Origin of the sequence: Streptomyces griseorubiginosus (assembly GCF_036345115.1) — a bacterium.
GTDB lineage: Bacteria > Actinomycetota > Actinomycetes > Streptomycetales > Streptomycetaceae > Streptomyces > Streptomyces griseorubiginosus_C.
The window spans coordinates 2,468,530-2,491,054 of record NZ_CP107766.1 but is presented as its reverse complement, the minus strand read 5'-3'; the positions used below and the strand labels follow the sequence as shown (position 1 = coordinate 2,491,054).

General features: G+C 71.0%; 21 protein-coding genes. 9 read left to right on the top strand and 12 right to left on the bottom strand.

What is annotated here, in order from left to right:
- Positions 1-104 precede the first annotated feature (104 nt).
- From OHN19_RS11065 to OHN19_RS11050, 4 genes are all read right to left on the bottom strand, one after another.
- Complete coding sequence (locus OHN19_RS11065; RefSeq protein ID WP_330264034.1) at positions 105-1,046, bottom strand: amino acid ABC transporter permease; 942 nt, start codon at positions 1,044-1,046, stop codon at positions 105-107.
- Positions 1,043-1,720: an amino acid ABC transporter permease gene (locus OHN19_RS11060; RefSeq protein WP_028809886.1), complete on the bottom strand. Its 678-nt coding sequence runs from the start codon at positions 1,718-1,720 to the stop codon at positions 1,043-1,045. Before OHN19_RS11060 ends, OHN19_RS11065 begins: the two co-directional genes overlap by 4 nt.
- A 233-nt stretch (positions 1,721-1,953) precedes the next feature.
- Positions 1,954-2,799 (bottom strand): glutamate ABC transporter substrate-binding protein, encoded by an 846-nt coding sequence (locus OHN19_RS11055; protein ID WP_123765205.1) that lies wholly within the window; start codon positions 2,797-2,799, stop codon positions 1,954-1,956.
- 61 nt (positions 2,800-2,860) lie between these two features.
- Complete coding sequence (locus tag OHN19_RS11050) at positions 2,861-3,637, bottom strand: amino acid ABC transporter ATP-binding protein (RefSeq protein ID WP_330264033.1); 777 nt, start codon at positions 3,635-3,637, stop codon at positions 2,861-2,863.
- Between the two features lie 311 nt (positions 3,638-3,948).
- On the opposite strand from OHN19_RS11050, the gene OHN19_RS11045 reads away from it, so the two are divergent.
- Positions 3,949-4,635 carry a response regulator transcription factor gene (locus OHN19_RS11045; protein ID WP_330264032.1) on the top strand — a complete coding sequence of 229 codons (687 nt, stop codon included), beginning with the start codon at positions 3,949-3,951 and terminating at the stop codon, positions 4,633-4,635.
- 296 nt (positions 4,636-4,931) lie between these two features.
- Positions 4,932-6,314 carry a HAMP domain-containing sensor histidine kinase gene (locus OHN19_RS11040; RefSeq protein WP_330264031.1) on the top strand — a complete coding sequence of 461 codons (1,383 nt, stop codon included), beginning with the start codon at positions 4,932-4,934 and terminating at the stop codon, positions 6,312-6,314.
- Between the two features lie 89 nt (positions 6,315-6,403).
- On the opposite strand, the gene OHN19_RS11035 is transcribed toward OHN19_RS11040, so the two are convergent.
- The 3 genes from OHN19_RS11035 to OHN19_RS11025 all read right to left on the bottom strand — a co-directional run bounded on the left by OHN19_RS11035 (position 6,404) and on the right by OHN19_RS11025 (position 9,702).
- Positions 6,404-7,399, bottom strand: coding sequence for a TAXI family TRAP transporter solute-binding subunit (locus tag OHN19_RS11035; RefSeq protein WP_330264030.1), 996 nt, complete (start codon positions 7,397-7,399; stop codon positions 6,404-6,406).
- 582 nt (positions 7,400-7,981) lie between these two features.
- Positions 7,982-9,211, bottom strand: coding sequence for a cation:proton antiporter (locus OHN19_RS11030; protein WP_330264029.1), 1,230 nt, complete (start codon positions 9,209-9,211; stop codon positions 7,982-7,984).
- 5 nt (positions 9,212-9,216) lie between these two features.
- A complete protein-coding gene (locus OHN19_RS11025; RefSeq protein ID WP_330264028.1) occupies positions 9,217-9,702 on the bottom strand; it encodes a cation:proton antiporter regulatory subunit in 486 nt (161 codons plus the stop codon).
- Positions 9,703-9,870: 168 nt separating this feature from the next.
- On the opposite strand from OHN19_RS11025, the gene OHN19_RS11020 reads away from it, so the two are divergent.
- Positions 9,871-10,818 carry a HAMP domain-containing sensor histidine kinase gene (locus OHN19_RS11020; RefSeq protein WP_391198947.1) on the top strand — a complete coding sequence of 316 codons (948 nt, stop codon included), beginning with the start codon at positions 9,871-9,873 and terminating at the stop codon, positions 10,816-10,818.
- Entirely contained in the window at positions 10,818-11,471 is a 654-nt protein-coding gene (locus OHN19_RS11015; protein ID WP_330264026.1) for a response regulator transcription factor, read from the top strand. Before OHN19_RS11020 ends, OHN19_RS11015 begins: the two co-directional genes overlap by 1 nt.
- On the opposite strand, the gene OHN19_RS11010 is transcribed toward OHN19_RS11015, so the two are convergent.
- On the bottom strand, positions 11,458-11,946 hold the full coding sequence (locus OHN19_RS11010; RefSeq protein ID WP_330264025.1) for a hypothetical protein: 489 nt from the start codon (positions 11,944-11,946) through the stop codon (positions 11,458-11,460). The two genes, OHN19_RS11015 and OHN19_RS11010, sit on opposite strands and share 14 nt — an antisense overlap.
- 102 nt (positions 11,947-12,048) lie before the next feature.
- Positions 12,049-14,967, bottom strand: a complete 2,919-nt coding sequence (locus tag OHN19_RS11005; protein WP_330264024.1) for a SpoIIE family protein phosphatase — start codon at positions 14,965-14,967, stop codon at positions 12,049-12,051.
- A gap of 168 nt (positions 14,968-15,135) precedes the next feature.
- On the opposite strand from OHN19_RS11005, the gene rutA reads away from it, so the two are divergent.
- Positions 15,136-16,209, top strand: a complete 1,074-nt coding sequence (gene rutA, locus OHN19_RS11000) for a pyrimidine utilization protein A (protein ID WP_330264023.1) — start codon at positions 15,136-15,138, stop codon at positions 16,207-16,209.
- 82 nt (positions 16,210-16,291) lie between these two features.
- Here rutA and argG read toward each other — a convergent pair whose 3' ends face one another.
- A complete protein-coding gene (gene argG / locus OHN19_RS10995) occupies positions 16,292-17,746 on the bottom strand; it encodes an argininosuccinate synthase (protein ID WP_123763482.1) in 1,455 nt (484 codons plus the stop codon).
- A gap of 185 nt (positions 17,747-17,931) precedes the next feature.
- Between argG and miaB the strand changes: the two genes are divergently transcribed.
- Genes miaB through OHN19_RS10980 form a run of 3 tightly spaced genes read left to right on the top strand, consistent with a single transcriptional unit; the run spans position 17,932 to position 20,500 of the window.
- The gene (miaB, locus tag OHN19_RS10990; RefSeq protein WP_330264022.1) at positions 17,932-19,458 is read left to right on the top strand and encodes a tRNA (N6-isopentenyl adenosine(37)-C2)-methylthiotransferase MiaB; all 1,527 of its coding nucleotides are present in this window, start codon (positions 17,932-17,934) and stop codon (positions 19,456-19,458) included.
- A gap of 27 nt (positions 19,459-19,485) precedes the next feature.
- A complete protein-coding gene (locus OHN19_RS10985; RefSeq protein WP_330264021.1) occupies positions 19,486-19,782 on the top strand; it encodes a hypothetical protein in 297 nt (98 codons plus the stop codon).
- A gap of 10 nt (positions 19,783-19,792) precedes the next feature.
- The gene (locus tag OHN19_RS10980) at positions 19,793-20,500 is read left to right on the top strand and encodes a class III extradiol dioxygenase subunit B-like domain-containing protein (protein WP_330264020.1); all 708 of its coding nucleotides are present in this window, start codon (positions 19,793-19,795) and stop codon (positions 20,498-20,500) included.
- Positions 20,501-20,679: 179 nt separating this feature from the next.
- On the opposite strand, the gene OHN19_RS10975 is transcribed toward OHN19_RS10980, so the two are convergent.
- Both OHN19_RS10975 and OHN19_RS10970 read right to left on the bottom strand, forming a co-directional pair.
- The gene (locus OHN19_RS10975; protein ID WP_330264019.1) at positions 20,680-20,949 is read right to left on the bottom strand and encodes an antitoxin; all 270 of its coding nucleotides are present in this window, start codon (positions 20,947-20,949) and stop codon (positions 20,680-20,682) included.
- 24 nt (positions 20,950-20,973) lie between these two features.
- Entirely contained in the window at positions 20,974-21,321 is a 348-nt protein-coding gene (locus OHN19_RS10970) for a hypothetical protein (RefSeq protein WP_330264018.1), read from the bottom strand.
- Positions 21,322-21,504: 183 nt separating this feature from the next.
- On the opposite strand from OHN19_RS10970, the gene miaA reads away from it, so the two are divergent.
- On the top strand, positions 21,505-22,443 hold the full coding sequence (gene miaA / locus OHN19_RS10965) for a tRNA (adenosine(37)-N6)-dimethylallyltransferase MiaA (RefSeq protein WP_330264017.1): 939 nt from the start codon (positions 21,505-21,507) through the stop codon (positions 22,441-22,443).
- Positions 22,444-22,525: the final 82 nt, after the last annotated feature.

Genomic DNA, 22,525 nt, shown 5'->3' with positions numbered 1-22,525 from the left:
GAACGTATGCAACCCATTGCCGGTGCTTGCGTCAAGTGACGGAGGGCAGTGGCGATCATGCCACTGCCCTCCAGGCCCCTCAAGCCACTTGACTGCGCATCAGATCATCGGGGCGGCTTGTCGGTGAAGGTGAACCCGCTCGGGCCGCCGCCCTCTCCGCCGGTCCCGAACGTGCCTCCGACCGCCGCCGGGTTGATCTCCGTGTCCTCACCGAGAACCGCCCCCGTGCTCTTCTTGCTGCGCCGCAGCCGCTGCTCCAGCCAGCTCGCGAAGCTGGTGAGGATGAAGTTGACGACGATGTAGATGATCGCCACGACGATGAAGCTGGGGATGACGTTGGCGTAGTTGGCCGCCAGCGTCTGGCGCGCGTTGAGCAGCTCGGTGAAGCCGAGCATCACGCCGCCCAGCGCGGTGTCCTTCACGATGACGACCAGCTGGCTGACGATGGCCGGGAGCATCGCGGTGACCGCCTGCGGGAGCAGGATGCTGGTCATCGTCTGGCCCTTGCGCAGGCCGACCGCGTAGGCCGCCTCCGTCTGTCCGCGGGGCAGCGAGAGGATGCCGGCCCGCACGACCTCGGCGAGTACCGAGGCGTTGTAGAGCACCAGGCCGGTGACGACGGCGTACAGGGGCCGTTCCTCACTGCTGATGTTCAGGGAGGAGCGGACGTAGAGCTCGTTGGCGAACAGCATCAGCAGCAGGACCGGGATGGCCCGGAAGAACTCGACGACCGTGCCGGCCACGCCCCGCACCCAGGCGTGGTCGGACATCCGGGCGATACCGAAGACGGCGCCGAGGGGCAGGGCGATCACCATGGAGATCGCCGCGGCCTTGAGGGTGTCGGCGAGGCCGGGCAGGAGGTAGGTCGTCCAGGCCTCGCCGGTGGTGAAGGGCTCCCAGAGGTCCCACTCCAGCTGGTTGTTGTCGTCCATCGTCCGCCACACCCACCACAGGACGAGGGCGAGCAGGAGGGTGAAGACGATCGACAGCAGGACGTTGCGCCGTTTGGCGCGGGGGCCCGGGGTGTCGTAGAGGACCGAGCTCATCGCTTCACCGCCAGTCGCTTGCTCAGCCAGCCCAGGAAGAGGCCGGTGGGCAGGGTCAGAACCACGAAACCGAAGGCGAAGACCGCGCCGATGAGCAGCGTCTGAGCCTCGTTCTCGATCATTGTCTTCATCAGGTACGCGGCCTCGGCCACGCCGATCGCGGCCGCCACCGTGGTGTTCTTCGTCAGCGCGATCAGGACGTTGGCCAGCGGGCCGATGACCGAGCGGAAGGCCTGCGGCAGCACGATGAGGCGCAGGGTCTGGCTGAAGTTCAGCCCGATCGCGCGGGCCGCCTCCGCCTGGCCGAGCGGCACCGTGTTGATGCCGGAGCGGATCGCCTCGCAGACGAACGCGGCGGTGTAGACGATGAAACCGAGGATGGCCAGCCGGAAGCTCATGACCTTCACGTCGTCGCCCGCGCCCAGCGTGATGCGGAAGATGTCGGCGAGGCCGAGAGAGGTGAAGACGATGATGACCGTCAGGGGGATGTTCCGGACGATGTTGACGTAGGCGGTGCCGAACCCGCGCATCAGCGGGACGGGACTGACCCGCATCGCGGCCAGCAGGGTGCCCCAGACGAGGGAGCCGATGCCGGAGAAGAAGGTCAGCTTCACCGTCATCCAGAAGGCGCCCCACAGGCTCGGGTCGTCATAGTCTGAAATAAAGTCGAACACGATCTCCCGCGCTTCCGGGTGTGTGGCGGAGGTATGAGGGGCGCGACGCGCCGCCGCCCTGATCGCGGCGGGCGGCGGCGCGCCGGTGGATCCCCGGGCAGACGCTCCGCTGGGCGGTCGGCGCCCGCCGGTGGTCGGCCGCGGGCCCGCTGTGGCTCGTCGTGCGCTCGCCCGCGCCCCTTGTGGGGCGCGGCCGAACCGCGGTCACAGCGCCGCGCCGGTGGATCCCGGCGTTACTTGACGATGACGCCGATCTTCGGGGCGGGCTCGTTCTTGTAGCCGGCCGGGCCGAAGTTGGCGTCGACCGCCTTCTGCCAGGAGCCGTCGCTGACCATCTTCTCCAGGGCCTTGTTGATCTTGTTGACGGTGGCGGTGTCGCCCTTCTTCACACCGATGCCGTAGTTCTCGTTGCTCAGCTTGAGGCCGGCGAGCTTGAACTGACCCTTGTACTTGTCCTGGGACGCGAAGCCCGCGAGGATCGAGTCGTCCGTGGTCAGCGCATCGACGGCACCGCTCTGGAGGCCGGCGATGCACTCCGAGTAACCGGAGTACTCACGCAGCTGTGCCTTCGGGGCGAAGTCGTCCTTGACGTTCTGCGCCGAGGTGGAGCCGGTCACGGAACACAGCTTCTCGCCGTTGAGGTCCGTGGCCTCGCTGATCTTGGAGTCCTTCTTGACCAGCAGGTCCTGGTGGGCCAGCAGGTACGGGCCGGCGAAGTCGACCTTCTTCTTGCGCTCGTCGTTGATCGAGTAGGTGGCCGCAATGAACTTCACGTCGCCGCGGGCGAGTGCGTTCTCACGGTCGGCGCTCTTGGTCTCGACGAACTCGATCTGGTCGGGCTTGTAGCCGAGTTCCTTGGCCACGTACGTGGCCACGTCCACGTCGAAGCCGGAGAAGGACCCGTCGGGCTTCTTCAGGCCGAGGCCGGGCTGGTCGTACTTGATGCCGACCTTGATCGTGCCACCGCCGCCGGAGCCCGAGCCGGAGCCCTCGTCCTTGCTGTCGCCGCCGCAGGCGGTCGCGGACAGGGCGAGGGCGAGAACGGCTGCCGAGGCGGCGGTGACCTTGCGGAGCTTCATGGTGAACATCCTTTGGGTGGTGAAGAGATGAGAGCCGTCGGTGGTCGATCCGGGTGGCACGTCAGTGGTGCAGGATCTTCGACAGGAAGTCCTTGGCACGGTCGCTGCGCGGGTTGCTGAAGAACTGGTCGGGCGCAGCCTCCTCGACGATCCGGCCGTCCGCCATGAACACCACGCGGTTTGCGGCCGATCGTGCGAAACCCATCTCGTGGGTCACGACGATCATGGTCATCCCGTCTCGGGCGAGCTGCTGCATGACCTCCAGCACCTCGTTGATCATCTCAGGGTCGAGCGCCGACGTGGGCTCGTCGAAGAGCATGACCTTGGGATCCATGGCCAGGGCGCGCGCGATCGCGACCCGCTGCTGCTGGCCGCCGGACAGCTGGGCGGGGTACTTGTCCGCCTGGGTGGCGACGCCGACCCGGTCGAGGAGGGCGCGCGCCTTCTCCTCGGCCTTCTTCTTGTCGGCCTTGCGGACCTTGATCTGTCCCAGCATCACGTTCTCGAGCACGGTCTTGTGCGCGAAGAGGTTGAAGGACTGGAAGACCATGCCGACGTCGGCGCGCAGCCGGGCCAGCTCCTTGCCCTCCTGGGGCAGCGGCTTGCCGTCGATGGAGATCGAACCCGTGTCGATCGTCTCGAGGCGGTTGATGGTGCGGCACAGGGTGGACTTCCCGGACCCGGAGGGTCCGATGACCACGACGACCTCGCCGCGGGCGATCGTCAGGTCGATGTCCTGCAGTACGTGCAACGCACCGAAGTGCTTGTTGACGCCCTTCAGGACGACCAGTTCGCCGGTCGCGACCGCATCTTCCTTGGCCGCCGATACTTCGGTCATCGCTCTCTGGCTCCGTCCTCCTCGGTTTCGGAGGACAGTAGTAACCCCATGCGACCAGCGTCATTAGTCTTGAGGGGAATCTGAGCATCACGATCCGATAGCAATCGGACACGTGTCGTAGCAGTTGTGACCAGTGCGCATCCGATGTGCGTATCGGCCGGATAACGGAACCGTGGCGCAACCGGAAGCCTCTTGACGCCGTCCTCATCCATCAGCATGACTGCACGGTGCGCACGCGCGCGTGCGTATGCCTATTGTGCCTGTTCACCACATATTCAGATAGTACGTCCGATGGGTCAAAGGGGGCCGGCGTGAGACTTCTCCTCGTCGAGGACGACAACCACGTGGCCGCCGCGCTGTCCGCGGTGCTCGCGCGGCACGGGTTCGACGTCACGCACGCACGCAGCGGCGAGGAGGCGCTCCGGGCGCTCGTCCCGGAGAGCGACGGCTTCGGGGTCGTGCTGCTCGACCTCGGCCTGCCCGACCAGGACGGCTACGAGGTGTGCGGCAAGATCCGCAAGCGCACCAGCACCCCGGTGATCATGGTCACCGCGCGCTCCGACGTCCGCTCCCGCATCCATGGCCTCAACCTCGGCGCCGACGACTACGTGGTCAAGCCGTACGACACCGGGGAACTGCTCGCCCGCATCCACGCCGTCAGCCGGCGCACCGCCCACGAGGACGCACCCGGCGCCGCCGACACCGCGCTCGTTCTTGGCGCCGTACGCATCGAACTGCCGACCCGTCAGGTCAGCGTCGACGGCACGGTCGTACAGCTCACCCGCAAGGAGTTCGACCTCCTCGCGCTGCTCGCCCAGCGCCCCGGCGTGGTCTTCCGGCGGGAACAGATCATCAGCGAGGTCTGGCGCACGAGTTGGGAGGGGACCGGGCGGACGCTGGAGGTCCATGTGGCGTCCCTGCGCGCGAAGCTGCGGATGCCGGCGCTGATCGAGACGGTACGGGGGGTGGGGTACCGGTTGGTGGCACCCGGGGGGTGAGGGCTTGGGGACCGGGCAGGCTGGGTCGGGGTCTGGTTGGGTGCCTGGTGCCTGGTGCTCAGGGTTGGGGTGCAGGTGCTGTGTGAAGGTGTGGGGCGGGGAGCTGTGCGAGGCTCGGGGTGAGGTGTTCGGGCGGAAGAGGGACGGTGGCTGTGGGCGCGGGTGAGCGGGGTGGCAGGGGTGCCCGCGGGTGCGGTGGTGCGCCGCGCGTCGGTGCCGGGTCGGGGGTCGGTGCGGACGTGAGCCGAGGGCCGCGGCTCCTGGGCCGGTCGGCGGGCGGGGCGTAGGCGGGGACCGTGCGTACACGTCTGCTTCCGCTGCTCATCGTCCTCATGGCCGCCGTGCTGCTCGCGCTGGGCGTGCCGCTCGCCATCGGTGTGGCCGCCGCGCAGCAACAGAAGGTCGTCGTCGACCGGATCGACGACACCGCCCACTTCGCCGCGCTCGCCCAGTTCGTCACCGACTCCTCCGACGAACGCCTGGAGACCCTGAAGAGCGAACTCGCCAGCTACTACAGCGTCTACGGCATCCGCGTCGGAGTCTTCTACGACGGCGACGTACCCATGGCCACGGCGCCACGCGAGTGGTACCTCCCCCACGAGGGCGAGGTGCGTGACGCGTTCGGCGAGGCGCTGCTCAGCCGCCGCAGCCAGGACCCGAAGCAGGTGTGGCCCTGGCAGCGGAGCCGGCTCGTCGTCGCCTCGCCGGTGATCCGCGACGGGGACGTCGTCGCGGTCGTCGTCACCGACTCGCCCACCGGGCCGATGCGGTCACGGATCCTGCACGGCTGGCTCGTCATCTTCGCGGGCGAACTCGCCGCGATGCTGCTCGCCGTCGCCGCCGCGCTACGGCTGACCGGCTGGGTGCTCAGGCCCGTGCGGGTGCTCGACGCCACCACCCACGACATCGCCACCGGGCGGCTCAAGTCCCGGGTGGCGGCGGCGGGCGGCCCGCCCGAACTCCAGCGGCTGGCACGGTCGTTCAACGAGATGGCGGACAACGTCGAGGACGTGCTGGAGCAGCAGCGGGCCTTTGTCGCCGACGCGTCCCACCAGTTGAGGAACCCGCTCGCGGCGCTTCTGCTGCGCATCGAGCTGCTCGCGTTCGAACTCCCTCCGGACAACAAGGAGATCGCGTCCGTCCAGGCCGAGGGCAAGCGGCTGGCCCAGGTCCTGGACGACCTCCTCGACCTCGCGCTCGCCGAGCACACCGAGGCGGATCTGAGGATCACGGACATCGGGGAGCTCACGGCCGAGCGGGTGGCCGCGTGGACGCCGACCGCGGAGGCCAAGGGGGTACGGCTGGTGGGGAGTTGTCCGCCCACCACCGCGTGGGCCGACCCCGTCACGCTGTCCAGCGCCCTGGACGCGGTCATCGACAACGCGCTCAAGTTCACGCCGGAGGACGAGACGGTGACGGTCACCGTCGCCGCGGACGGGGACACGTCGACGGTCGTCGTCGCCGACCACGGGCCCGGGCTCACCGACGAGGAACTCTCGCGGGTGGGTGACCGGTTCTGGCGCAGCGGGCGGCATCAGAACGTCAAGGGGTCCGGGCTCGGGCTGTCCATCTCGCGGGCGCTGCTGGCGGCGGGGGGCGGGTCGATCTCGTACGGGCACCATGAGCCGCATGGGCTGGTGGTGACGGTGGCTGTGCCGCGTAGTCGGCCTGCGGTTTGAGATCTTCTGCGGTGTGAGGGGTTCTGCGGTTCGAGGGCTTCTGCGGTTCGAGCGCTTCCGCGGTGTGAGGGCTTCCAGGTTTGAGGCTTCTACGGCTTCACCGAGCGGTAGTAGCGGCGGGCGCCCTCGTGGAGGGGGACCGGGTCCGTGTAGATGGCCGTGCGTACGTCGACCAGCTGGGCGGAGTGGACGTCGTGGCCGATGCCGTCCCTGCTCTTGATCACGGTCCGGGTGAGCCACTCGGTGAGCTCGGGGTCCACGTCCTCGCGGGTGATCAGCAGGTTGGAGACGGCCATCGTCGGCACCGTCGTGTTGTTCTGGACGGACGGGTACGCCGACGCGGGCATGTTGGTGGCACGGTAGTAGCGGGTGGGCTCGCCCTCCGCGTGCAGCTTCGCCACGAGGGACGGTTCGATCGGGACGAAACGGAACGCGGAGCGTTCTGCGAGTTGCTTCAGGCCGTCGGTGGGCAGGCCGCCGGACCAGAAGAACGCGTCCAGGCCGTGGCCGAGGAGCTTGGGGCCGGTGTCGATGCCGTAGGCCTTCGCGTCGATGTCCTTGGTGGGGTTGATGCCGGCGGCTTCGAGGACGCGGTTCGCTATCAGGCGTACGCCGGAGTTGGGGACACCGATGGAGACGCGCTTGCCCTTGAGGTCGTGGATGGTCCGGATGTCCGAGTCGGACGGGACGACCAGCTGTACGTAGTCGTCGTAGAGGCGGGCCACTCCGCGGAGCTGGTCGGCGCCGGGGGCGTGGTTCTGCTGGTAGGTCTCCACGGCGTCGGCGGCGGCGATGGCGAAGTCGGACTCTCCGGTGGCCACGAGTCTGACGTTCTCCTGGGAGCCCGCGCTGTCCTCCAGTTTCACCTTCAGGTCCGGCATGTCCTTGTGGAGCTCTCTGTCGAGGAGGTTGCCGTACTTCTGGTAGACGCCGGCGCGGGTGCCGGTGCTGAAGGTGATCGTGCCGCTCGGGGGGTCCTCGCCGAGGGGGAGCAGCCACCACAGGATCAGGGCGAGGACCACGAGGGTCGCTGCCGCTGTCTGGAGGGCGTGGCGGCGGGTGGGGCGGGGGAACGGCTGGGGCATGGCGGTGATCCTGCCAGGGGGTGTGGGGGGCGTCCAGCGGTTGTGGGGCGAGTGCGGGTTCGGTGGGGGCGGGCGTTTTGCGCAGTTCCCCGCGCCCCTGGGGGCCTGCGGCGGCCCGCGCGGCTTCGGTGGGGGCGGGTGTAGCGCGTTTCGTTCGGTGAGTGGGTCGGGGCCGGGGTGGGGGGTATCCGTCCTCGGTCCGGCGGCTCGGTCGCTTACAAGGGGCCCTGTAACGGACGCCGGCCGCTGCGGGCGGACACCCCCCACCCCGTCCCCTGCGCGCCGTCGGCGGCCAACGGCCGGTGGGGGCGGGCGCGGGCGGCTGACGGCCGAGGCAGGCGGGCGTGGGCGGCTGACGGTCCCTCCGTGGCGCAGGCCAACTGCAACCCCCTAGGGGCGCGAGGAACTGCGCGACCAGCCACAACGCACCCGCACCCGCCCGACAACCGAACCCGACACCCTCCTGAGCGCCCGGCCCAAGCCCAGCGCAGCGGGGGCCGGGGAACTGCGCGACCAGCCACAACGCACCCGCACCCGCCCGTCGACAGGACCCGGCACCCCCGTAGGCACCCGGCACCCCTCTTACGCGCCGCCGTCCCTCCCCACAGTCGCCTCCGTCGCCCGGGACGGCGGGGCCTCCGGAGTCTTCGGGGAGCTCAGCCGCGAGGTGAGCCGCGTAGCCGCAGGCTCCGTGTAGCGCGCTGTCAGGGGGCCCAGGATGACCAGGATGAGGACGTACGCCGTGGCGAGGGGGCCCAGGGAGGGTTCTATGCCGGCCGAGACCGCGAGGCCCGCTATGACGATCGAGAACTCGCCGCGGGCCACGAGCGCGCCGCCCGTGCGCCAGCGGCCCTTGGGGGAGATGCCGGCTCGGCGCGCGGCCCAGTAGCCGGTGGCGATCTTCGTGGCCGCGGTGATCAGGGCGAGGGCGAGGGCGGGGAGGAGGACCGGGGGGATGCTCGCCGGGTCCGTGTGGAGGCCGAAGAAGACGAAGAAGACCGCGGCGAAGAGGTCCCGCAGAGGGCTGAGGAGGGTGTGGGCGCCCTCCGCCACCTCGCCGGACAGCGCTATGCCGACCAGGAACGCGCCCACCGCCGCCGAGACCTGGAGTTGCTGGGCCACTCCGGCGACGAGGATGGTCAGGCCGAGGACGACCAGGAGCAGTTTCTCCGGGTCGTCGCTCGAGACGAAGCGGGAGATCAGGCGGCCGTAGCGGACCGCTATGAACAGGACCAGGCCGGCCGCGCCGAGGGCGATCGCCAGGGTCAGGCTTCCTGCGAGGAGGCCCGCGCCGGCCACCAGCGCGGTGACTATGGGGAGGTAGACCGCCATGGCCAGGTCCTCCAGGACCAGGACGCTCAGGATGACCGGGGTTTCGCGGTTGCCGACTCTGCCCAGGTCGCCCAGGACCTTCGCGATGACGCCCGAGGAGGAGATCCAGGTGACGCCCGCCAGGACGACCGCAGCCACCGGGCCCCAGCCCAGGAGGAGGGCGGCCGCTGCGCCGGGGACGGCGTTGAGGGCGCCGTCGACCAGGCCCGCGGGGTAGTGGGCCTTGAGGTTGGTGACCAGGTCGCCTGCCGTGTATTCGAGGCCGAGCATCAGGAGGAGCAGGATCACTCCTATCTCGGCTCCTATGGAGACGAACTCCTCGCTCGCGCCCAGGGGGAGCAGGCCGCCCTCGCCGAAGGCCAGGCCGGCCAGGAGGTAGAGGGGGATGGGGGAGAGGCGGAAACGGGCGGCGAAACGGCCCAGGAGGCCCAGGCCGAGGATGATCGAGCCGAACTCGATCAGGAGGACCGCGGAGTGCATGCTTCCTACTCCCGGCCGAGGATCGCCGCCGCGGCGTCCACGCCCTCGCGGGTGCCCACGACGATCAGGATGTCGCCGCCCGCCAGGCGGAAGTCCGGCGCGGGGGACGGGATCGCCTCGGCGCGGCGCAGGGCCGCCACGACGGAGGCCCCGGTGTCGGTGCGCATCTTCGTGTCGCCCAGGACCCGGCCGTTCCAGCGGGAGCCGGCCGCCACCTCGATGCGTTCGGCCACCAGGCCCAGGTCGGAGGCGTAGAGGAGGCTCGCGCTGTGGTGGGAGGGCTTCAGCGCGTCGATCAGGGCGCCCGCCTCGGAGCCGGTCAGCCGCAGGGACTGGGCGCAGGAGTCGGGGTCGTCGGCCCGGTACACGCTCACCGTGCGCCCGCCGTCGCGGTGGGCCACCACGGACAGATGGCGGTCCTCCCGGGTGATGAGGTCGTACTGGACCCCGATGCCCGGCAGCGGCGTCGCCCTCAGGCGTGGAGCAGACACGTTTCTTCCCCTTGCGGTTCGGTGATCACTGGTGCCGGTTGGCATCGTGCCAGTACCCCGTACGGTGGCGATATGGGTGACGTGACGGATATACGCGAGCGGCGGGCACCGGCGACGCTGGCCACGGAAGCGTCGTGCGGAGCCGAGGAGAGGAGCGGGGGCCGGGCCGTGTCGTTGTTCTGGCGGATCTTCTCGCTCAACGCCGCGGGCCTCCTCGTCGCCGCCGCGCTGCTGCTGGGGCCGGTCACCGTGTCGACTCCGGTGCGGCGGGGGGAGGCCGTCGTCGTCCTCGCCGGGCTCGTGCTGCTGCTGGTCGCCAACGCCCTGGTGCTGCGGGTCGGGCTCGCCCCGCTCCAGCGGCTGGGACAGGCCATGGCCGCCGCCGACCTGCTGCGTCCCGGGGTGCGTGCCCCGGTCTCCGGTCCCGCCGAGACGGCGGCGCTGATCACGACGTACAACACCATGCTCGACCGGCTGGAGGCCGAGCGGGCGACCGGCGCGGCCCACGCGCTGTCCGCGCAGGAGCGGGAGCGGCACCGGATCGCGCGCGAGCTGCACGACGAGGTCGGACAGACCCTGACCGCCGTGCTGCTCCAGCTCAAGAGAGTCGCCGACCGGGCTCCCGAGGAGCTGCGGGAGGAGGTCGGGCAGGCGCAGGAGGCCACCCGGGCCGGGCTCGACGAGATCCGCCGGATCGCGCGCCGGCTGCGGCCTGGGGTGCTGGAGGAGCTGGGGCTGCCGAGCGCCCTGCGGTCCCTCGCGGCCGAGTTCACCACGCACGGGCTGACCGTGCGCCATCACGTCGGGGGCGATCTGCCGCCGTTGACCGAGGAGTCGGAACTGGTCGTCTACCGGGTGGCCCAGGAAGGGCTCACGAACACCGCGCGGCACTCCGCCGCCGACCGCGCCGAGGTGCGGCTCCAGCCGGTCGAGGGCGGTGTCGAGCTGCTCGTGCGGGACAACGGCAGTGGGCTGCGCGGGGCGGCCGAGGGCGCCGGGATACAGGGCATGCGGGAGCGGGCGCTGCTGGTGGGGGCGGTCTTCTCGGTGGCGGCCGGACCCGATCGAGGGACCGACGTGCGGTTGCGGATACCGGTCGCGGCGGAGGTGCGGTGATGGCCGGGCCGACCCGGGTGCTGCTCGCCGACGACCACACCCTCGTACGGCGAGGGGTCCGGCTGATCCTGGAGGGTGAGCCGGACCTCACGGTCGTGGCCGAGGCGGGGGACGGCGCCGAGGCCGTGGAGCTGGCACGCGCGCGTGAGGTCGATCTGGCCGTGCTGGACATCGCGATGCCCCGGATGACGGGGTTGCAGGCCGCGCGCGAGCTGTCCCGGCGCCTGCCCGACCTGCGGATCCTGATCCTGACGATGTACGACAACGAGCAGTACTTCTTCGAGGCGCTCAAGGCCGGCGCCAGCGGATACGTGCTCAAGTCCGTCGCCGACCGCGATCTCGTCGAGGCGTGCCGGGCCGCCGTACGGGACGAGTCCTTCGTCTATCCGGGGGCCGAGCGGGCCCTGGTCCGGTCGTACCTGGACCGGCTGCACCGTGGTGTCGACCTGCCCGCCCGGGCCGTCACCGAGCGGGAGGAGGAGATCCTCAAGCTCGTCGCCGAGGGGCACACCACGAAGGAGATCGGTGAGCTGCTGTTCATCAGCGCGAAGACGGTCGAGCGGCATCGGGCGAACCTGCTGGCGAAGCTGGGTATGAGGGACCGGCTGGAGCTGACCCGGTACGCGATAAGGGCCGGGCTCATCGATCCGTGACGCGAACTCCCCTGCCCCGGCGGCCGGTCCCGCGTCGCCGCCGTACCACGTAGGTGCCCGCGAGCCCCGCTCCGGCGAGCGCCAGCGTCACGCCGATCGCCCGCTCGAAACCGGCCGGGCCGACGCTGCCTCCGGAGCCGCCCTGGACGCCGAGGGTGGGAGCGACGGTGGCCACGCTCACGGTGGTGGTCTCCGGCTGGAGCAGCACTTCCGGGGCGATCTCCGGCTGGGGCAGCACCTCCGCGGCGGACTCCCGCCGGGGCAGTTCCTCGCAGGCGATGCCGTCGTCCTGGCCCCGGTCCTCGTCGAGGCGGTCGGGGTCGGCGAGGTCGCGGTCGAACTCCGCCTGCGCGTCCTCCTGGAAGGCGAAGTCCGCGCAGTCCAGGTCGCTTCGGGCGTGCGCGGCGCCGGTCATGGGGCCGGCGGTGGCCAGCAGGACCACTGCCGCGGCGGTGATCGCGGTGCGTATTGCCATGGGTCGGGTGCCTTTCGGGCGGGGACTGAAGAGCCGTCACCGCGACCCTAGGAACGCGCCCGGCGTTCGGCCCGCGGTGCTGGGCCGAACGGGCGCGCGGTGTCACAGCAGCGCGTCCCAGTCCCCGTCCCAGTCCCCGCCCAGGTCCGTGTCGAAGGCCGCGGCGCTCAGGAGCGGCACGTCCAACGGCTGTTCGGGGCCGCGCAGCGACTGTTCCGTCCAGATGCACTTGCCCGTGGGTGTGTAGCGGGCGCCCCAGTGGGTGGAGAGGGCCGAGATGAGCTGGAGGCCCCGGCCGCCCTCGTCGGTCTCCGTGGCTCGCCGGATGCGGGGCATGGTCTGGCTGCCGTCGTAGACCTCGCAGATCAGCCCGGCGCTGTACAGGAGCCGGAGCCGGACCGGGCCCCGGGCGTGCCGGACGACGTTCCCGACCAGCTCGCTGACCAGGAGTTCCGTGGTGGGGGCGAGATCGTCCAGCTCCCAGGCCGCCAGTTGCTCGCGGACGTGGCGCCGCGCCTGGCTCGCGGCCTTCGGGTCGTCGGGCAGCCGCCAGGAGGCCATCCGGTCGGCGGGCAGCGCGTGCAGGCGGGCGACCAGGAACGCCGCGTCGTCGGCCGCCTGCTGGTCCGTCGGCAGCAGACCCGCCGTCAGCGTGTCGCACAGCCGTTCAAGGTCTACGGCGGTCCCGTCCGCGTGGGCGGCGGCGAGCAGCCGCGCCAGCTCGGCCATGCCCTCGTCGATCTCCCGCTTCGCCGACTCCACCAGGCCGTCCGTGTACAGCACCAGCAGGCTGCCCTCGGGCACCTCCAACTCGGCGGTCTCGAAAGGCGGTTTCGCCGCGCCCAGCGGCGGGTCGGCGTCCGGCTCCGGGAAGTGCACCGAGCCGTCGGGGTGGACCAGGGCGGGCGGCGGGTGTCCGGCCCGCGCGAGGGAACAGACCCGGGTCGTGGAGTCGTAGAGCGCGTACAGACAGGTGGCGTACGACCCCTCGCCCATGCCGCCGACGATGTCGTTGAGGTGGCCGAGGATCTCGGCGGGCGGCAACTCCAGGTCGGCCAGGGTGTGCACGGCGGTCCGCAGCCGGCCCATGGTGGCCGCCTCCGGCAGGCCGTGGCCCATGACGTCGCCGACGACCAGCGCGACCTGCCCCCCGGACAGCGGGATGATGTCGTACCAGTCGCCGCCCACGTCCGCGCCGGGACCGGCCGGCAGATAGCGCGCGGCCGCCGTGCACGCGGGCAGGTCGGGCAGCGCCTGGGGGAGCAGACTGCGCTGGAGTTCCCGGGACCGGGTGTGCTCGGCGTCGTAGAGCCGGGCCCGCTCCAGGGACTGGGCGAGGAGGGCGGCGATCGTGGTGAGCAGGGCGCGCTCCTCGTCGTCGAGGAGCCGGGGCCGGTCGAAGGAGACGACGCACACCCCGAAGGTGTGCCCGGAGGCCGTCAGCGGCAGGAACGCCCAGGACTTCTTGTCGCCGCGGGCGGGGAAGTCGGCCAGTTCGGGATAGCGGGCCGCGTACTCGTGGGGCGACGACATGAACAGCGGGCCGCCGGACTCGATCGTGTCCCAGGCGGGGTCGCCGGTCGTGGCCCGGGGGCGGCTGTCGAGGAGGGCGACGAACTCGGCGGGGTAGCCGACCGCGCCGACGTGGTGGAGCCGGTCGCCCTCGCTGACCTGGACCATGAGCCCGGCGGCGGCGAACGGGGGCAGCACCCGCCGGGCGACCGCGTCCACCACGTCCCGTGAGGTCGTCGCCTTGGCGAGCTCCGTGGTCAGCTCCGCGATCCGCAACGCCCGTTCGGCGGCGGCCCGTTCCGCCGCCTGCCGTTCCTCCGCGAGCCGGCGCTTCTCGGTGACGTCCTGGAAGTACAGGGTGCGCCCGTCGGGCCCGGGCACCAGCCGGACGTGCAGGCGCCGCGCGCAGTCCGCGATGTGCACGTCGAAGCCGGTGGGCCGCTCCTCGGCCGCCGCGGCCAGGCAACTCTCCTTCAGCCCGGGGACCTGCCGGGTGGCCGCCAGGTCCCACAGCAGCCGCCCGAACAACTCCTCCTCGGAGAATCCGAGGAAGCGTTCCGCCTCCAGGTTGGCGAAGGTGATCCGCCACTCGTCGTCCACCGCGAGGAAGCCGTCGCTCATGTGCCGGAGGGCCCGGCTGAGCGCGTCCCGGGCGGTGCGTGACTCGTTGCTCTCCCAGCCGACCCCGATCATCCGCAGGGGTTCGCCCTGCTCGTCGTAGGTCGCCCGGCCGCGCGCCTGGGTCCACCCCCAGCTGCCGTCCAGCCGCCGCACGCGGTACTCGGCCTCGTAGACGGAGTGGTCGAGGATGGCCCGCTGCGCGGCGGCGAGGGTGGGGGCCAGGTCGTCGGGGTGGACGATCCGCATCCAGTTGTCGATCCTGCCGGTGAAGTCGGCGGGACGGGTGCCGTAGAGCGCGAGGGCCGCCTCGTCCCAGACCAGGTCACCGCTGCGGATGTCCCAGTCCCACGAGCCGACCTGGACCTCCTTCAGGGCGTGCCGCAGCCGCTCGCCGTGCAGTTCCGACTGCGGGGGGCCGGACGGCCGCGGGGCCTGGGCCATGCGGTCCTCGGTCCAGGCGACCACGTCCCGCAGGAAGTTCCAGTGCTCCGGGGTGGGTTCGCCCCCCTCACCCGCTACGACGGTCAGCGCGCCGATGCTGCGTCTGCCGCTGAACACCGGGAGGGCGGCGAGGCCGGTGCCGGGCCAGGTGTCCTGCTCGGGCGGGTCCTGGTCGGGGGAGAGCGGCACCCAGACGCCTTTGCCGCGCTGGAGCGCGCGGGCCGGGGCCAGCGGGCCCTCCTGGTCGACGATCTCCCAGGAGCGGGTGAGGGAGGGCGGCAGGCCGACGGACGACACCAGGCGCAGGGCGGACATCGGGCCGCGCAGATGCATCGTTCCACCGAGCGCGCTCAGCTCGCCGACCGCGTGCCCGAGCGCCAGCCGGAAGACCTCGCTCTCCGTCGTGCCGGGGGCCACTGTGCCGAGAAGAGCGAGCCGCGCGTTCATGAAGGGAACTTATCGTTCCCGATCGCTTTCGAAACCCTGCTTCACAGTTCCGACCCGGACGACTCCTTCACTTCCTCACCTCAACTGCCGCTGAATCACGGCAAGTTGCTGAAACCCCGGACGTGTACCGTGCCGTCGGACGGGCAGTCCCCGATCATGAGGAGCGGCATGGACATCGGTGTCTTCATCCCCATCGGCAACAACGGCTGGCTCATCTCGAAGAGTTCCCCGCAGTACCTGCCGACGTTCGAGCTCAACAAGGCCGTCGTCCAGAAGGCCGAGGAGCACGGGTTCGATTTCGCCCTGTCCATGATCAAGCTCAAGGGCTTCGGCGGGGAGACCGAGTTCTGGGACCACTGCCTGGAGTCGTTCACGCTGATGGCGGGCCTGGCCGCCGTGACCGAGCGGATCAAGCTGTACGCCTCCACGCCGATCCTCGCCCTGCCGCCGGCCATCGTCGCCCGCATGGCGGTCACCGTCGACTCCATCGCCCCCGGCCGCTTCGGCGTCAACATCGTCACCGGGTGGGCGCCCGGCGAGTACGCGCAGATGGGCGTCTGGCCCGGCGACGAGCACTTCGGCAACCGGTACGCGCGTGCCGAGGAGTACGTGACGGTGATGAAGGAGCTGTGGAGCGAGGGCGTCAGCAACTTCAAGGGCGCGTTCTACGAGATGGACGACTGCGTGCTCTCGCCGCGCCCCGCGGGCGGGCACATCGACATCGTGGCCGCGGGGCAGAGCGGTACGGGGATGCGGTTCGCCGCGGAGCACGCCGACTACAACTTCATCCTGGGCAGCGGGGTGAACACCCCGCTGGCGTTCTCGGACAGCGCGGCCACGCTGGTGGCGGCGGCGCGGGAGACCGGCCGTGACGTGGGCGCGCTGTCGCTGTTCATGGTCATCGCCGACGAGACGGACGAGGCGGCCCGCGCGAAATGGCAGTCGTACCACGACGGCGCCGACCACGCGGCGCTCGCCTACATGGCGGGGGAGTCGGCCACGGATACCACCGCCGACGACTCCTCCACGGCCCGCACCATCGTGCTGCCCGAGGGCGCGGTGAACTTCAACATGGGCACGCTGGTGGGGTCGTACGAGAGCGTCGCCCGCATGCTCGACGAGATCGCCGGGGTCGAGGGCACCAAGGGGATCATGCTGGTGTTCGACGACTTCCTCGAGGGGATCGAGAGGTTCGGGACGCGGATCCAGCCGTTGATGGGGTCGCGGGCGGACCGGACGTGAGAGAGGGCCGGTGCGCTGCCGCACCGGCCCTCTCCGTCCAGACCGTCAAGCCTTCGTTTCCCCTACGACGGCCAGGGCACCGTCAGTCCGTGCCGAACTCCATCGCCGCCCGGTCCAGGAGGGCCTCGTCCTCCGAGACCTCGCCGCGGGAGGCGATCGCCTCGGCGCCGCCCTCGGGGAGCTCCGGCATGGTGCCGATGAGGCCCGTTGCCGCGGCCTGGGACGCGCCGATCGTGGGGCTGCCGGTGCCGATCAGGCCGAGGCCCGCGTACTGCTCCAGCTTGGCGCGGGAGTCGGCGATGTCGAGGTTGCGCATGGTGAGCTGGCCGATCCGGTCCACCGGGCCGAAGGCCGAGTCCTCGGTGCGCTCCATGGACAGCTTGTCCGGGTGGTACGAGAACGCCGGGCCCGTGGTGTCGAGGATCGAGTAGTCCTCGCCCCGCCGCAGCCGCAGGGTGACCTCGCCCGTGACCGCCGCGCCGACCCACCGCTGGAGCGACTCGCGGATCATCAGGGCCTGCGGGTCCAGCCAGCGGCCCTCGTACATGAGACGGCCCAGGCGCCGGCCCTCGTTGTGGTACTGGGCGAGGGTGTCCTCGTTGTGGATCGCGTTGACGAGACGCTCGTAGGCCGCGTGGAGCAGCGCCATGCCGGGCGCCTCGTAGATGCCGCGGCTCTTCGCCTCGATGATCCGGTTCTCGATCTGGTCGGACATGCCCAGGCCGTGCCGGCCGCCGATGGCGTTGGCCTCCATGACCAGGTCGACGGCGGAGCCGAACTCCTTGCCGTTGATGGTCACCGGGCGGCCCTGGTCGAAGCCGATCGTCACGTCCTCGGGCGCGATCTCGACCGACGGGTCCCAGAACCTGACGCCCATGATCGGGTCGACGGTCTCGATGCCGGTGTTGAGGTGCTCCAGGGTCTTGGCCTCGTGCGTGGCGCCCCAGATGTTGGCGTCGGTCGAGTACGCCTTCTCCGTCGAGTCCCGGTACGGCAGCTGGTGCGCGACCAGCCACTCGGACATCTCCTTGCGGCCGCCGAGCTCGGTCACGAAGTCCGCGTCCAGCCACGGCTTGTAGATCCGCAGGTTCGGGTTGGCCAGCAGGCCGTAGCGGTAGAACCGCTCGATGTCGTTGCCCTTGAAGGTGGAACCGTCGCCCCAGATCTGGACGTTGTCCTCCATCATCGCCCGCACCAGGAGCGTGCCGGTGACGGCACGGCCCAGCGGGGTGGTGTTGAAGTACGCCCGCCCGCCCGAGCGGATGTGGAACGCCCCGCAGGTGAGCGCTGCCAGCCCCTCCTCCACGAGCGCGGCCCGGCAGTCGACCAGGCGCGCGATCTCGGCACCGTAGGTCTTCGCGCGGCCGGGCACCGAGTCGATGTCGGGCTCGTCGTACTGGCCGATGTGCGCGGTGTAGGTGCACGGGATGGCGCCCTTGTCGCGCATCCACGCGACCGCGACGGAGGTGTCGAGACCGCCGGAGAAGGCGATGCCGACGCGTTCGCCGGCGGGGAGGGACGTGAGGACCTTGGACATAGGAAGATTATGCATCACGACGCATGGTCATGCAAAGCCCCCGGGTGGGCCCCCAAACGTGATTCACGTCATCCGCCCGTACTGCCCCGCGGGCCGACGTCACGCGCGGGGTGACCGCCGAGGTCCTCCGGGCCGGCGGGATGAGGCGATCCTTGGCGGCTCCGTGGAGCGCCTACCCTTGACCCATGACCAGCAGCAGCGACCGGGGCCCGGTAGTGGACGTTTCATCTCCGAAAACGTACGAAGTGCGCACTTACGGGTGCCAGATGAACGTCCATGACTCCGAGCGATTGTCCGGACTGCTGGAGGAGGCGGGATACGTGCCCGCCCCCGAGGGCTCCGACGGTGACGCGGACGTCGTCGTCTTCAACACCTGCGCGGTGCGGGAGAACGCCGACAACCGGCTCTACGGCAACCTCGGTCGGCTCGCCCCCAGGAAGGCCTCGCGGCCCGGCATGCAGATCGCCGTCGGCGGCTGCCTCGCCCAGAAGGACCGCGACACCATCGTCAAGAAGGCGCCCTGGGTGGACGTCGTCTTCGGCACGCACAACATCGGCAAGCTGCCGGTCCTGCTGGAACGCGCGCGCGTGCAGGAGGAGGCGCAGGTCGAGATCGCCGAGTCCCTGGAGGCGTTCCCGTCCACCCTGCCGACCCGCCGCGAGAGCGCCTACGCGGCGTGGGTGTCGATCTCCGTCGGCTGCAACAACACCTGCACCTTCTGCATCGTCCCGGCCCTGCGCGGCAAGGAGAAGGACCGCCGCACCGGCGACATCCTCGCCGAGATCGAGGCCCTGGTCGGCGAGGGCGTCTCCGAGATCACGCTGCTCGGGCAGAACGTCAACGCGTACGGCTCCGACATCGGCGACCGCGAGGCCTTCAGCAAGCTGCTGCGGGCCTGCGGCACCATCGAGGGCCTGGAGCGCGTCCGCTTCACCTCGCCCCACCCCCGCGACTTCACGGACGACGTGATCGCGGCGATGGCGGAGACCCCGAACGTCATGCCCCAGCTCCACATGCCGCTCCAGTCCGGTTCGGACACCGTCCTGAAGGCGATGCGCCGCTCCTACCGCCAGGACCGCTACCTCGGGATCATCGAGAAGGTCCGCGCCGCCATGCCTGACGCCGCGATCTCGACCGACATCATCGTGGGCTTCCCCGGCGAGACCGAGGAGGACTTCGAGCAGACCATGCACGTGGTCCGTGAGGCCCGCTTCACCAACGCCTTCACCTTCCAGTACTCCAAGCGCCCGGGGACCCCCGCGGCGACCATGGAGGGGCAGATCCCCAAGGAGGTCGTGCAGTCGCGCTACGAGCGGCTCGTCGCCCTCCAGGAGGAGATCTCCTGGGAGGAGAACAAGAAGCAGGTCGGCCGCACCCTGGAGCTGATGGTCGCCGAGGGCGAGGGCCGCAAGGACGGCGCCACCCACCGCCTCTCCGGCCGTGCCCCCGACAACCGCCTGGTCCACTTCACCAAGCCCGACCAGGAGGTCCGCCCCGGCGACGTGGTCACGGTCGAGATCACCTACGCCGCCCCCCACCACCTCCTCGCCGAGGGCGCCGTCCTCGACGTGCGCCGCACGCGCGCGGGCGACGCGTGGGAGAAGCGCAACGCGGCCGAAGCCGCCGCGCCCGCGGGTGTCATGCTGGGCCTCCCGAAGATCGGGGTTCCCGAGCCGCTGCCGGCGGCCACGGGCGGCTGCGCGGCGCACTGAGCGCCGCCGGGGGCAAGGGGCGGGGCCATGGCGCGCTGGGTGGTGGTCGTCGACCGCAGCATCGGCAACCAGAACGACGTCGACGAGGTGGCGCACTTCGAGGGCACCCGGGACGAGGCCCGGGCCCGTCTGTACGAGATCGCCTGCACCCACCGCCCGGGCGTCGGCCTGCGCCAGAAGCGCCGCCAGGTCTACCGGATGGCTGACGGGGACGCCTACTACGTCAACGTCGAAGGTGCGATCAGCACGCACCGCGTGGTGTACCGGCTCGCCGAGCTGGCCTGGAGCACCCATCCGGAGTCCTGGCCCTGGGCCTGGAAGTAGGCTCGCGACCATGCTTGTCGCCGCCGCCGTCTGCCCCTGCCCGCCGCTCCTCGTGCCCGAGGTCGCCGCGGGCGCCGCGCCCGAACTGGACGCCGCGCGTGCCGCGTGCACGGACGCGCTGGGCGTGCTCGCCGCCGCCCGGCCGGATCTCCTCGTGGTCGTCGGTCCCGCCGAGCAGAGCGGGCGCGGTGTGCTGCCGGAGGGCACCCGCGGGTCGTTCCGCGGTTTCGGTGTGGGGGTCGACGTACGGCTGGGCCGGGACGGGGAGTCCGAGCGCGAACTGCCCACCTCGCTCGCCGTCGCCGCCTGGCTCCTGGCGCGCACCGGCTGGTCCGATGCCCCGATCGAGGGACTCGGTGTGGGGGAACCGCTGGAGCCCGAGCGGTGTATCCAGACCGGGAGGGGAATCGCCGCCCGGGCCGAGCGGGTGGCGTTGCTGGTGATGGGCGACGCCAGCGCCTGCCGCACGCTCAAGGCACCCGGTTACCTCGACGAGCGCGCGGCCCCCTTCGACGCGGAGGTCGCGCGGGCCCTGGGCGCGGCCGACGTGGCGGCCCTGCGCGCGCTGGACGCCGACCTGGCGTACGAGCTCAAGGCCTCCGGCCGCGCGCCCTGGCAGGTCCTCGCGGGGGCCGCCGAGGGGGCGGACCTGGGCGGCTCGCTGCTGTACGAGGACGCGCCGTACGGCGTGGGGTACGTGGTCGCGACCTGGTCGTGACGCCGTGGCAGGGCCGTGGCGGTCGTAGCAGTGCCGTAGGGGGTGTAGCGGCGCCCTAGGGGTCGTAGCAGTGCCGTAGGGGAGTTCGGACCGCCCGGGACCGCCCGGGACCTCCCGGACAACGGCGGACGGCCGCGGGCGTCTGCCCCGCGGCCGTCCGTCGGTGTGCCGTGCGCCGTTCAGGAAGCGGGCGGCGGTGAGGCCGGTGGCGTGGTGCCGCCGCCGGGTCCCTCCGTGCCGTCCTTGTGCGCGAGTCGGTCCATGGCGTGCTTGGCCTTGCCCGTGCCCGTGTGGATCCTGTCGCTGTACTTGCCCTTGGTCTTCTCGTCCACGACCTTCGCGGCCTTGTCGAGGCCGTGCTGGATCTTCCCCCCGTGCTGTTGCGCGAGGCCGGAGACCTTGTCCTTCGCCGGGCTGAGCTTGGCCTTGAAATTGTCCAGGAGACCCATCGTTCGCCTTCCCACGCGGGGCAGTTACGTGCGGGCGCCCTCACCGGCCTCACGATCGGCCGCGTCCTCGGCGGACTGCTGCTTGGGGATCTCGACGTCGTCGGCGGCGGCCTCCTCGACGGCCTCCGTCGCCGTCGACGCGTCCGTGTCCTCGGCTCCTGCCGCCTCGGTGACCTCGGCCCCGACCTTGTCACCAGCCTGGTCACCGGCCTTCTCGTCAGCCTTGGGACCGGCCGTGGCCTCGGTCGCATCTTCTGCCGCTGCCGCCTCGTCCGCCGCGGGCTCGGCCGCTCGGGTGTCGGCCTGCGTCTCGGCGGTTGACGCCTCCTCCGTAGCCTTCGACCTCCGGAGAAGTCGTGCGAAAACGCCCATATCCACTCCATACGTTACTCGTGCGGGGGAAATCCCGCGTCGTCCGGTGCGCCCGTCTGCGCCACCCGGATCGCCGCCTCCAGGGACAGGGCGGCGGAAACCACGCAACTGGCAACGACGCCGGGGCCGGGCCGTCACGTAACTCGTTCGAGGTGGGGCTCGGAGGTTTGCGAGACTGGGGCCGTGAGCAGCGCACCCCCCGCCCCCCGCGTCATCGCCGTCGTCGGACCCACCGCGGCCGGAAAGTCCGATCTGGGCGTCTTCCTCGCCCAGCGCCTGGGAGGCGAGGTCGTCAACGCCGACTCCATGCAGCTCTACCGAGGGATGGACATCGGCACCGCCAAGCTGACGCCCCAGGAGCGCGACGGCGTCCCGCACCACCTCCTGGACATCTGGGACGTCACGGTCACCGCCTCCGTCGCCGAGTACCAGCGGCTCGCCCGCGCCAGGATCGACGCCCTGCTCGCCGAGGGCCGCTGGCCGATCCTCGTCGGCGGCTCCGGGCTGTACGTCCGCGGGGCCGTCGACAACCTGGAGTTCCCCGGCACCGACCCCGACGTCAGGGCCCGACTGGAGGACGAGCTCGTCCTGCGTGGCTCCGGCGCGCTGCACGCCCGTCTCGCCGCCGCCGACCCCGGCGCCGCACGGGCGATCCTGCCCAGCAACGGCCGCCGTATCGTCCGGGCGCTGGAGGTGATCGAGATCACCGGCAAGCCCTTCACGGCCAACCTTCCCGGCCATGACTCCGTCTACGACACCCTCCAGATCGGCGTCGACGTGGCCCGGCCCGAGCTCGACGACCGCATCGCGCGCCGGGTCGACCGGATGTGGGACGCGGGACTCGTGGACGAGGTGCGGGAGCTCGAGGCGCGCGGGTTGCGCGAGGGGCGCACGGCCTCGCGCGCACTCGGGTACCAGCAGGTGCTCGCGGCGCTCACGGGGGAGTGCACGATGGAGGACGCGCGGGCCGAGACCGTACGGGCCACGAAACGCTTCGCGCGCCGCCAGGATTCATGGTTCAGGCGCGACCCGCGGGTGCATTGGTTGAGTGGGGCTGCGGCGCATCTCACAGAACTTCCGCAGCTCGCACTGGCGTTGGTCGAACGACCGGTTACAGCCTGATCACGTCCTGGCATCGGGACGCTCCGGCCGTCATCCCGGCCTCCGGCGCCGTGCCATCATCGAGCTTCGATCGACCAAGTGG

Bases quoted from the DNA above. Each gene is read 5' to 3' on its own strand.
- OHN19_RS11015 (WP_330264026.1), top strand. From the start codon at position 10,818: ATGGCCGGGCCGACCCGGGTGCTGCTCGCCGACGACCACACCCTCGTA.
- OHN19_RS10980 (WP_330264020.1), top strand. From the start codon at position 19,793: ATGCTTGTCGCCGCCGCCGTCTGCCCCTGCCCGCCGCTCCTCGTGCCC.
- rutA (WP_330264023.1), top strand. From the start codon at position 15,136: ATGGACATCGGTGTCTTCATCCCCATCGGCAACAACGGCTGGCTCATC.
- OHN19_RS10985 (WP_330264021.1), top strand. From the start codon at position 19,486: ATGGCGCGCTGGGTGGTGGTCGTCGACCGCAGCATCGGCAACCAGAAC.
- OHN19_RS11065 (WP_330264034.1), bottom strand. From the start codon at position 1,046: ATGAGCTCGGTCCTCTACGACACCCCGGGCCCCCGCGCCAAACGGCGC.
- OHN19_RS10975 (WP_330264019.1), bottom strand. From the start codon at position 20,949: ATGGGTCTCCTGGACAATTTCAAGGCCAAGCTCAGCCCGGCGAAGGAC.
- OHN19_RS11005 (WP_330264024.1), bottom strand. From the start codon at position 14,967: ATGAACGCGCGGCTCGCTCTTCTCGGCACAGTGGCCCCCGGCACGACG.
- OHN19_RS11010 (WP_330264025.1), bottom strand. From the start codon at position 11,946: ATGGCAATACGCACCGCGATCACCGCCGCGGCAGTGGTCCTGCTGGCC.
- OHN19_RS11050 (WP_330264033.1), bottom strand. From the start codon at position 3,637: ATGACCGAAGTATCGGCGGCCAAGGAAGATGCGGTCGCGACCGGCGAA.
- OHN19_RS11055 (WP_123765205.1), bottom strand. From the start codon at position 2,799: ATGAAGCTCCGCAAGGTCACCGCCGCCTCGGCAGCCGTTCTCGCCCTC.
- OHN19_RS11035 (WP_330264030.1), bottom strand. From the start codon at position 7,399: ATGCCCCAGCCGTTCCCCCGCCCCACCCGCCGCCACGCCCTCCAGACA.
- OHN19_RS11030 (WP_330264029.1), bottom strand. From the start codon at position 9,211: ATGCACTCCGCGGTCCTCCTGATCGAGTTCGGCTCGATCATCCTCGGC.
- miaB (WP_330264022.1), top strand. From the start codon at position 17,932: ATGACCAGCAGCAGCGACCGGGGCCCGGTAGTGGACGTTTCATCTCCG.
- argG (WP_123763482.1), bottom strand. From the start codon at position 17,746: ATGTCCAAGGTCCTCACGTCCCTCCCCGCCGGCGAACGCGTCGGCATC.
- OHN19_RS10970 (WP_330264018.1), bottom strand. From the start codon at position 21,321: ATGGGCGTTTTCGCACGACTTCTCCGGAGGTCGAAGGCTACGGAGGAG.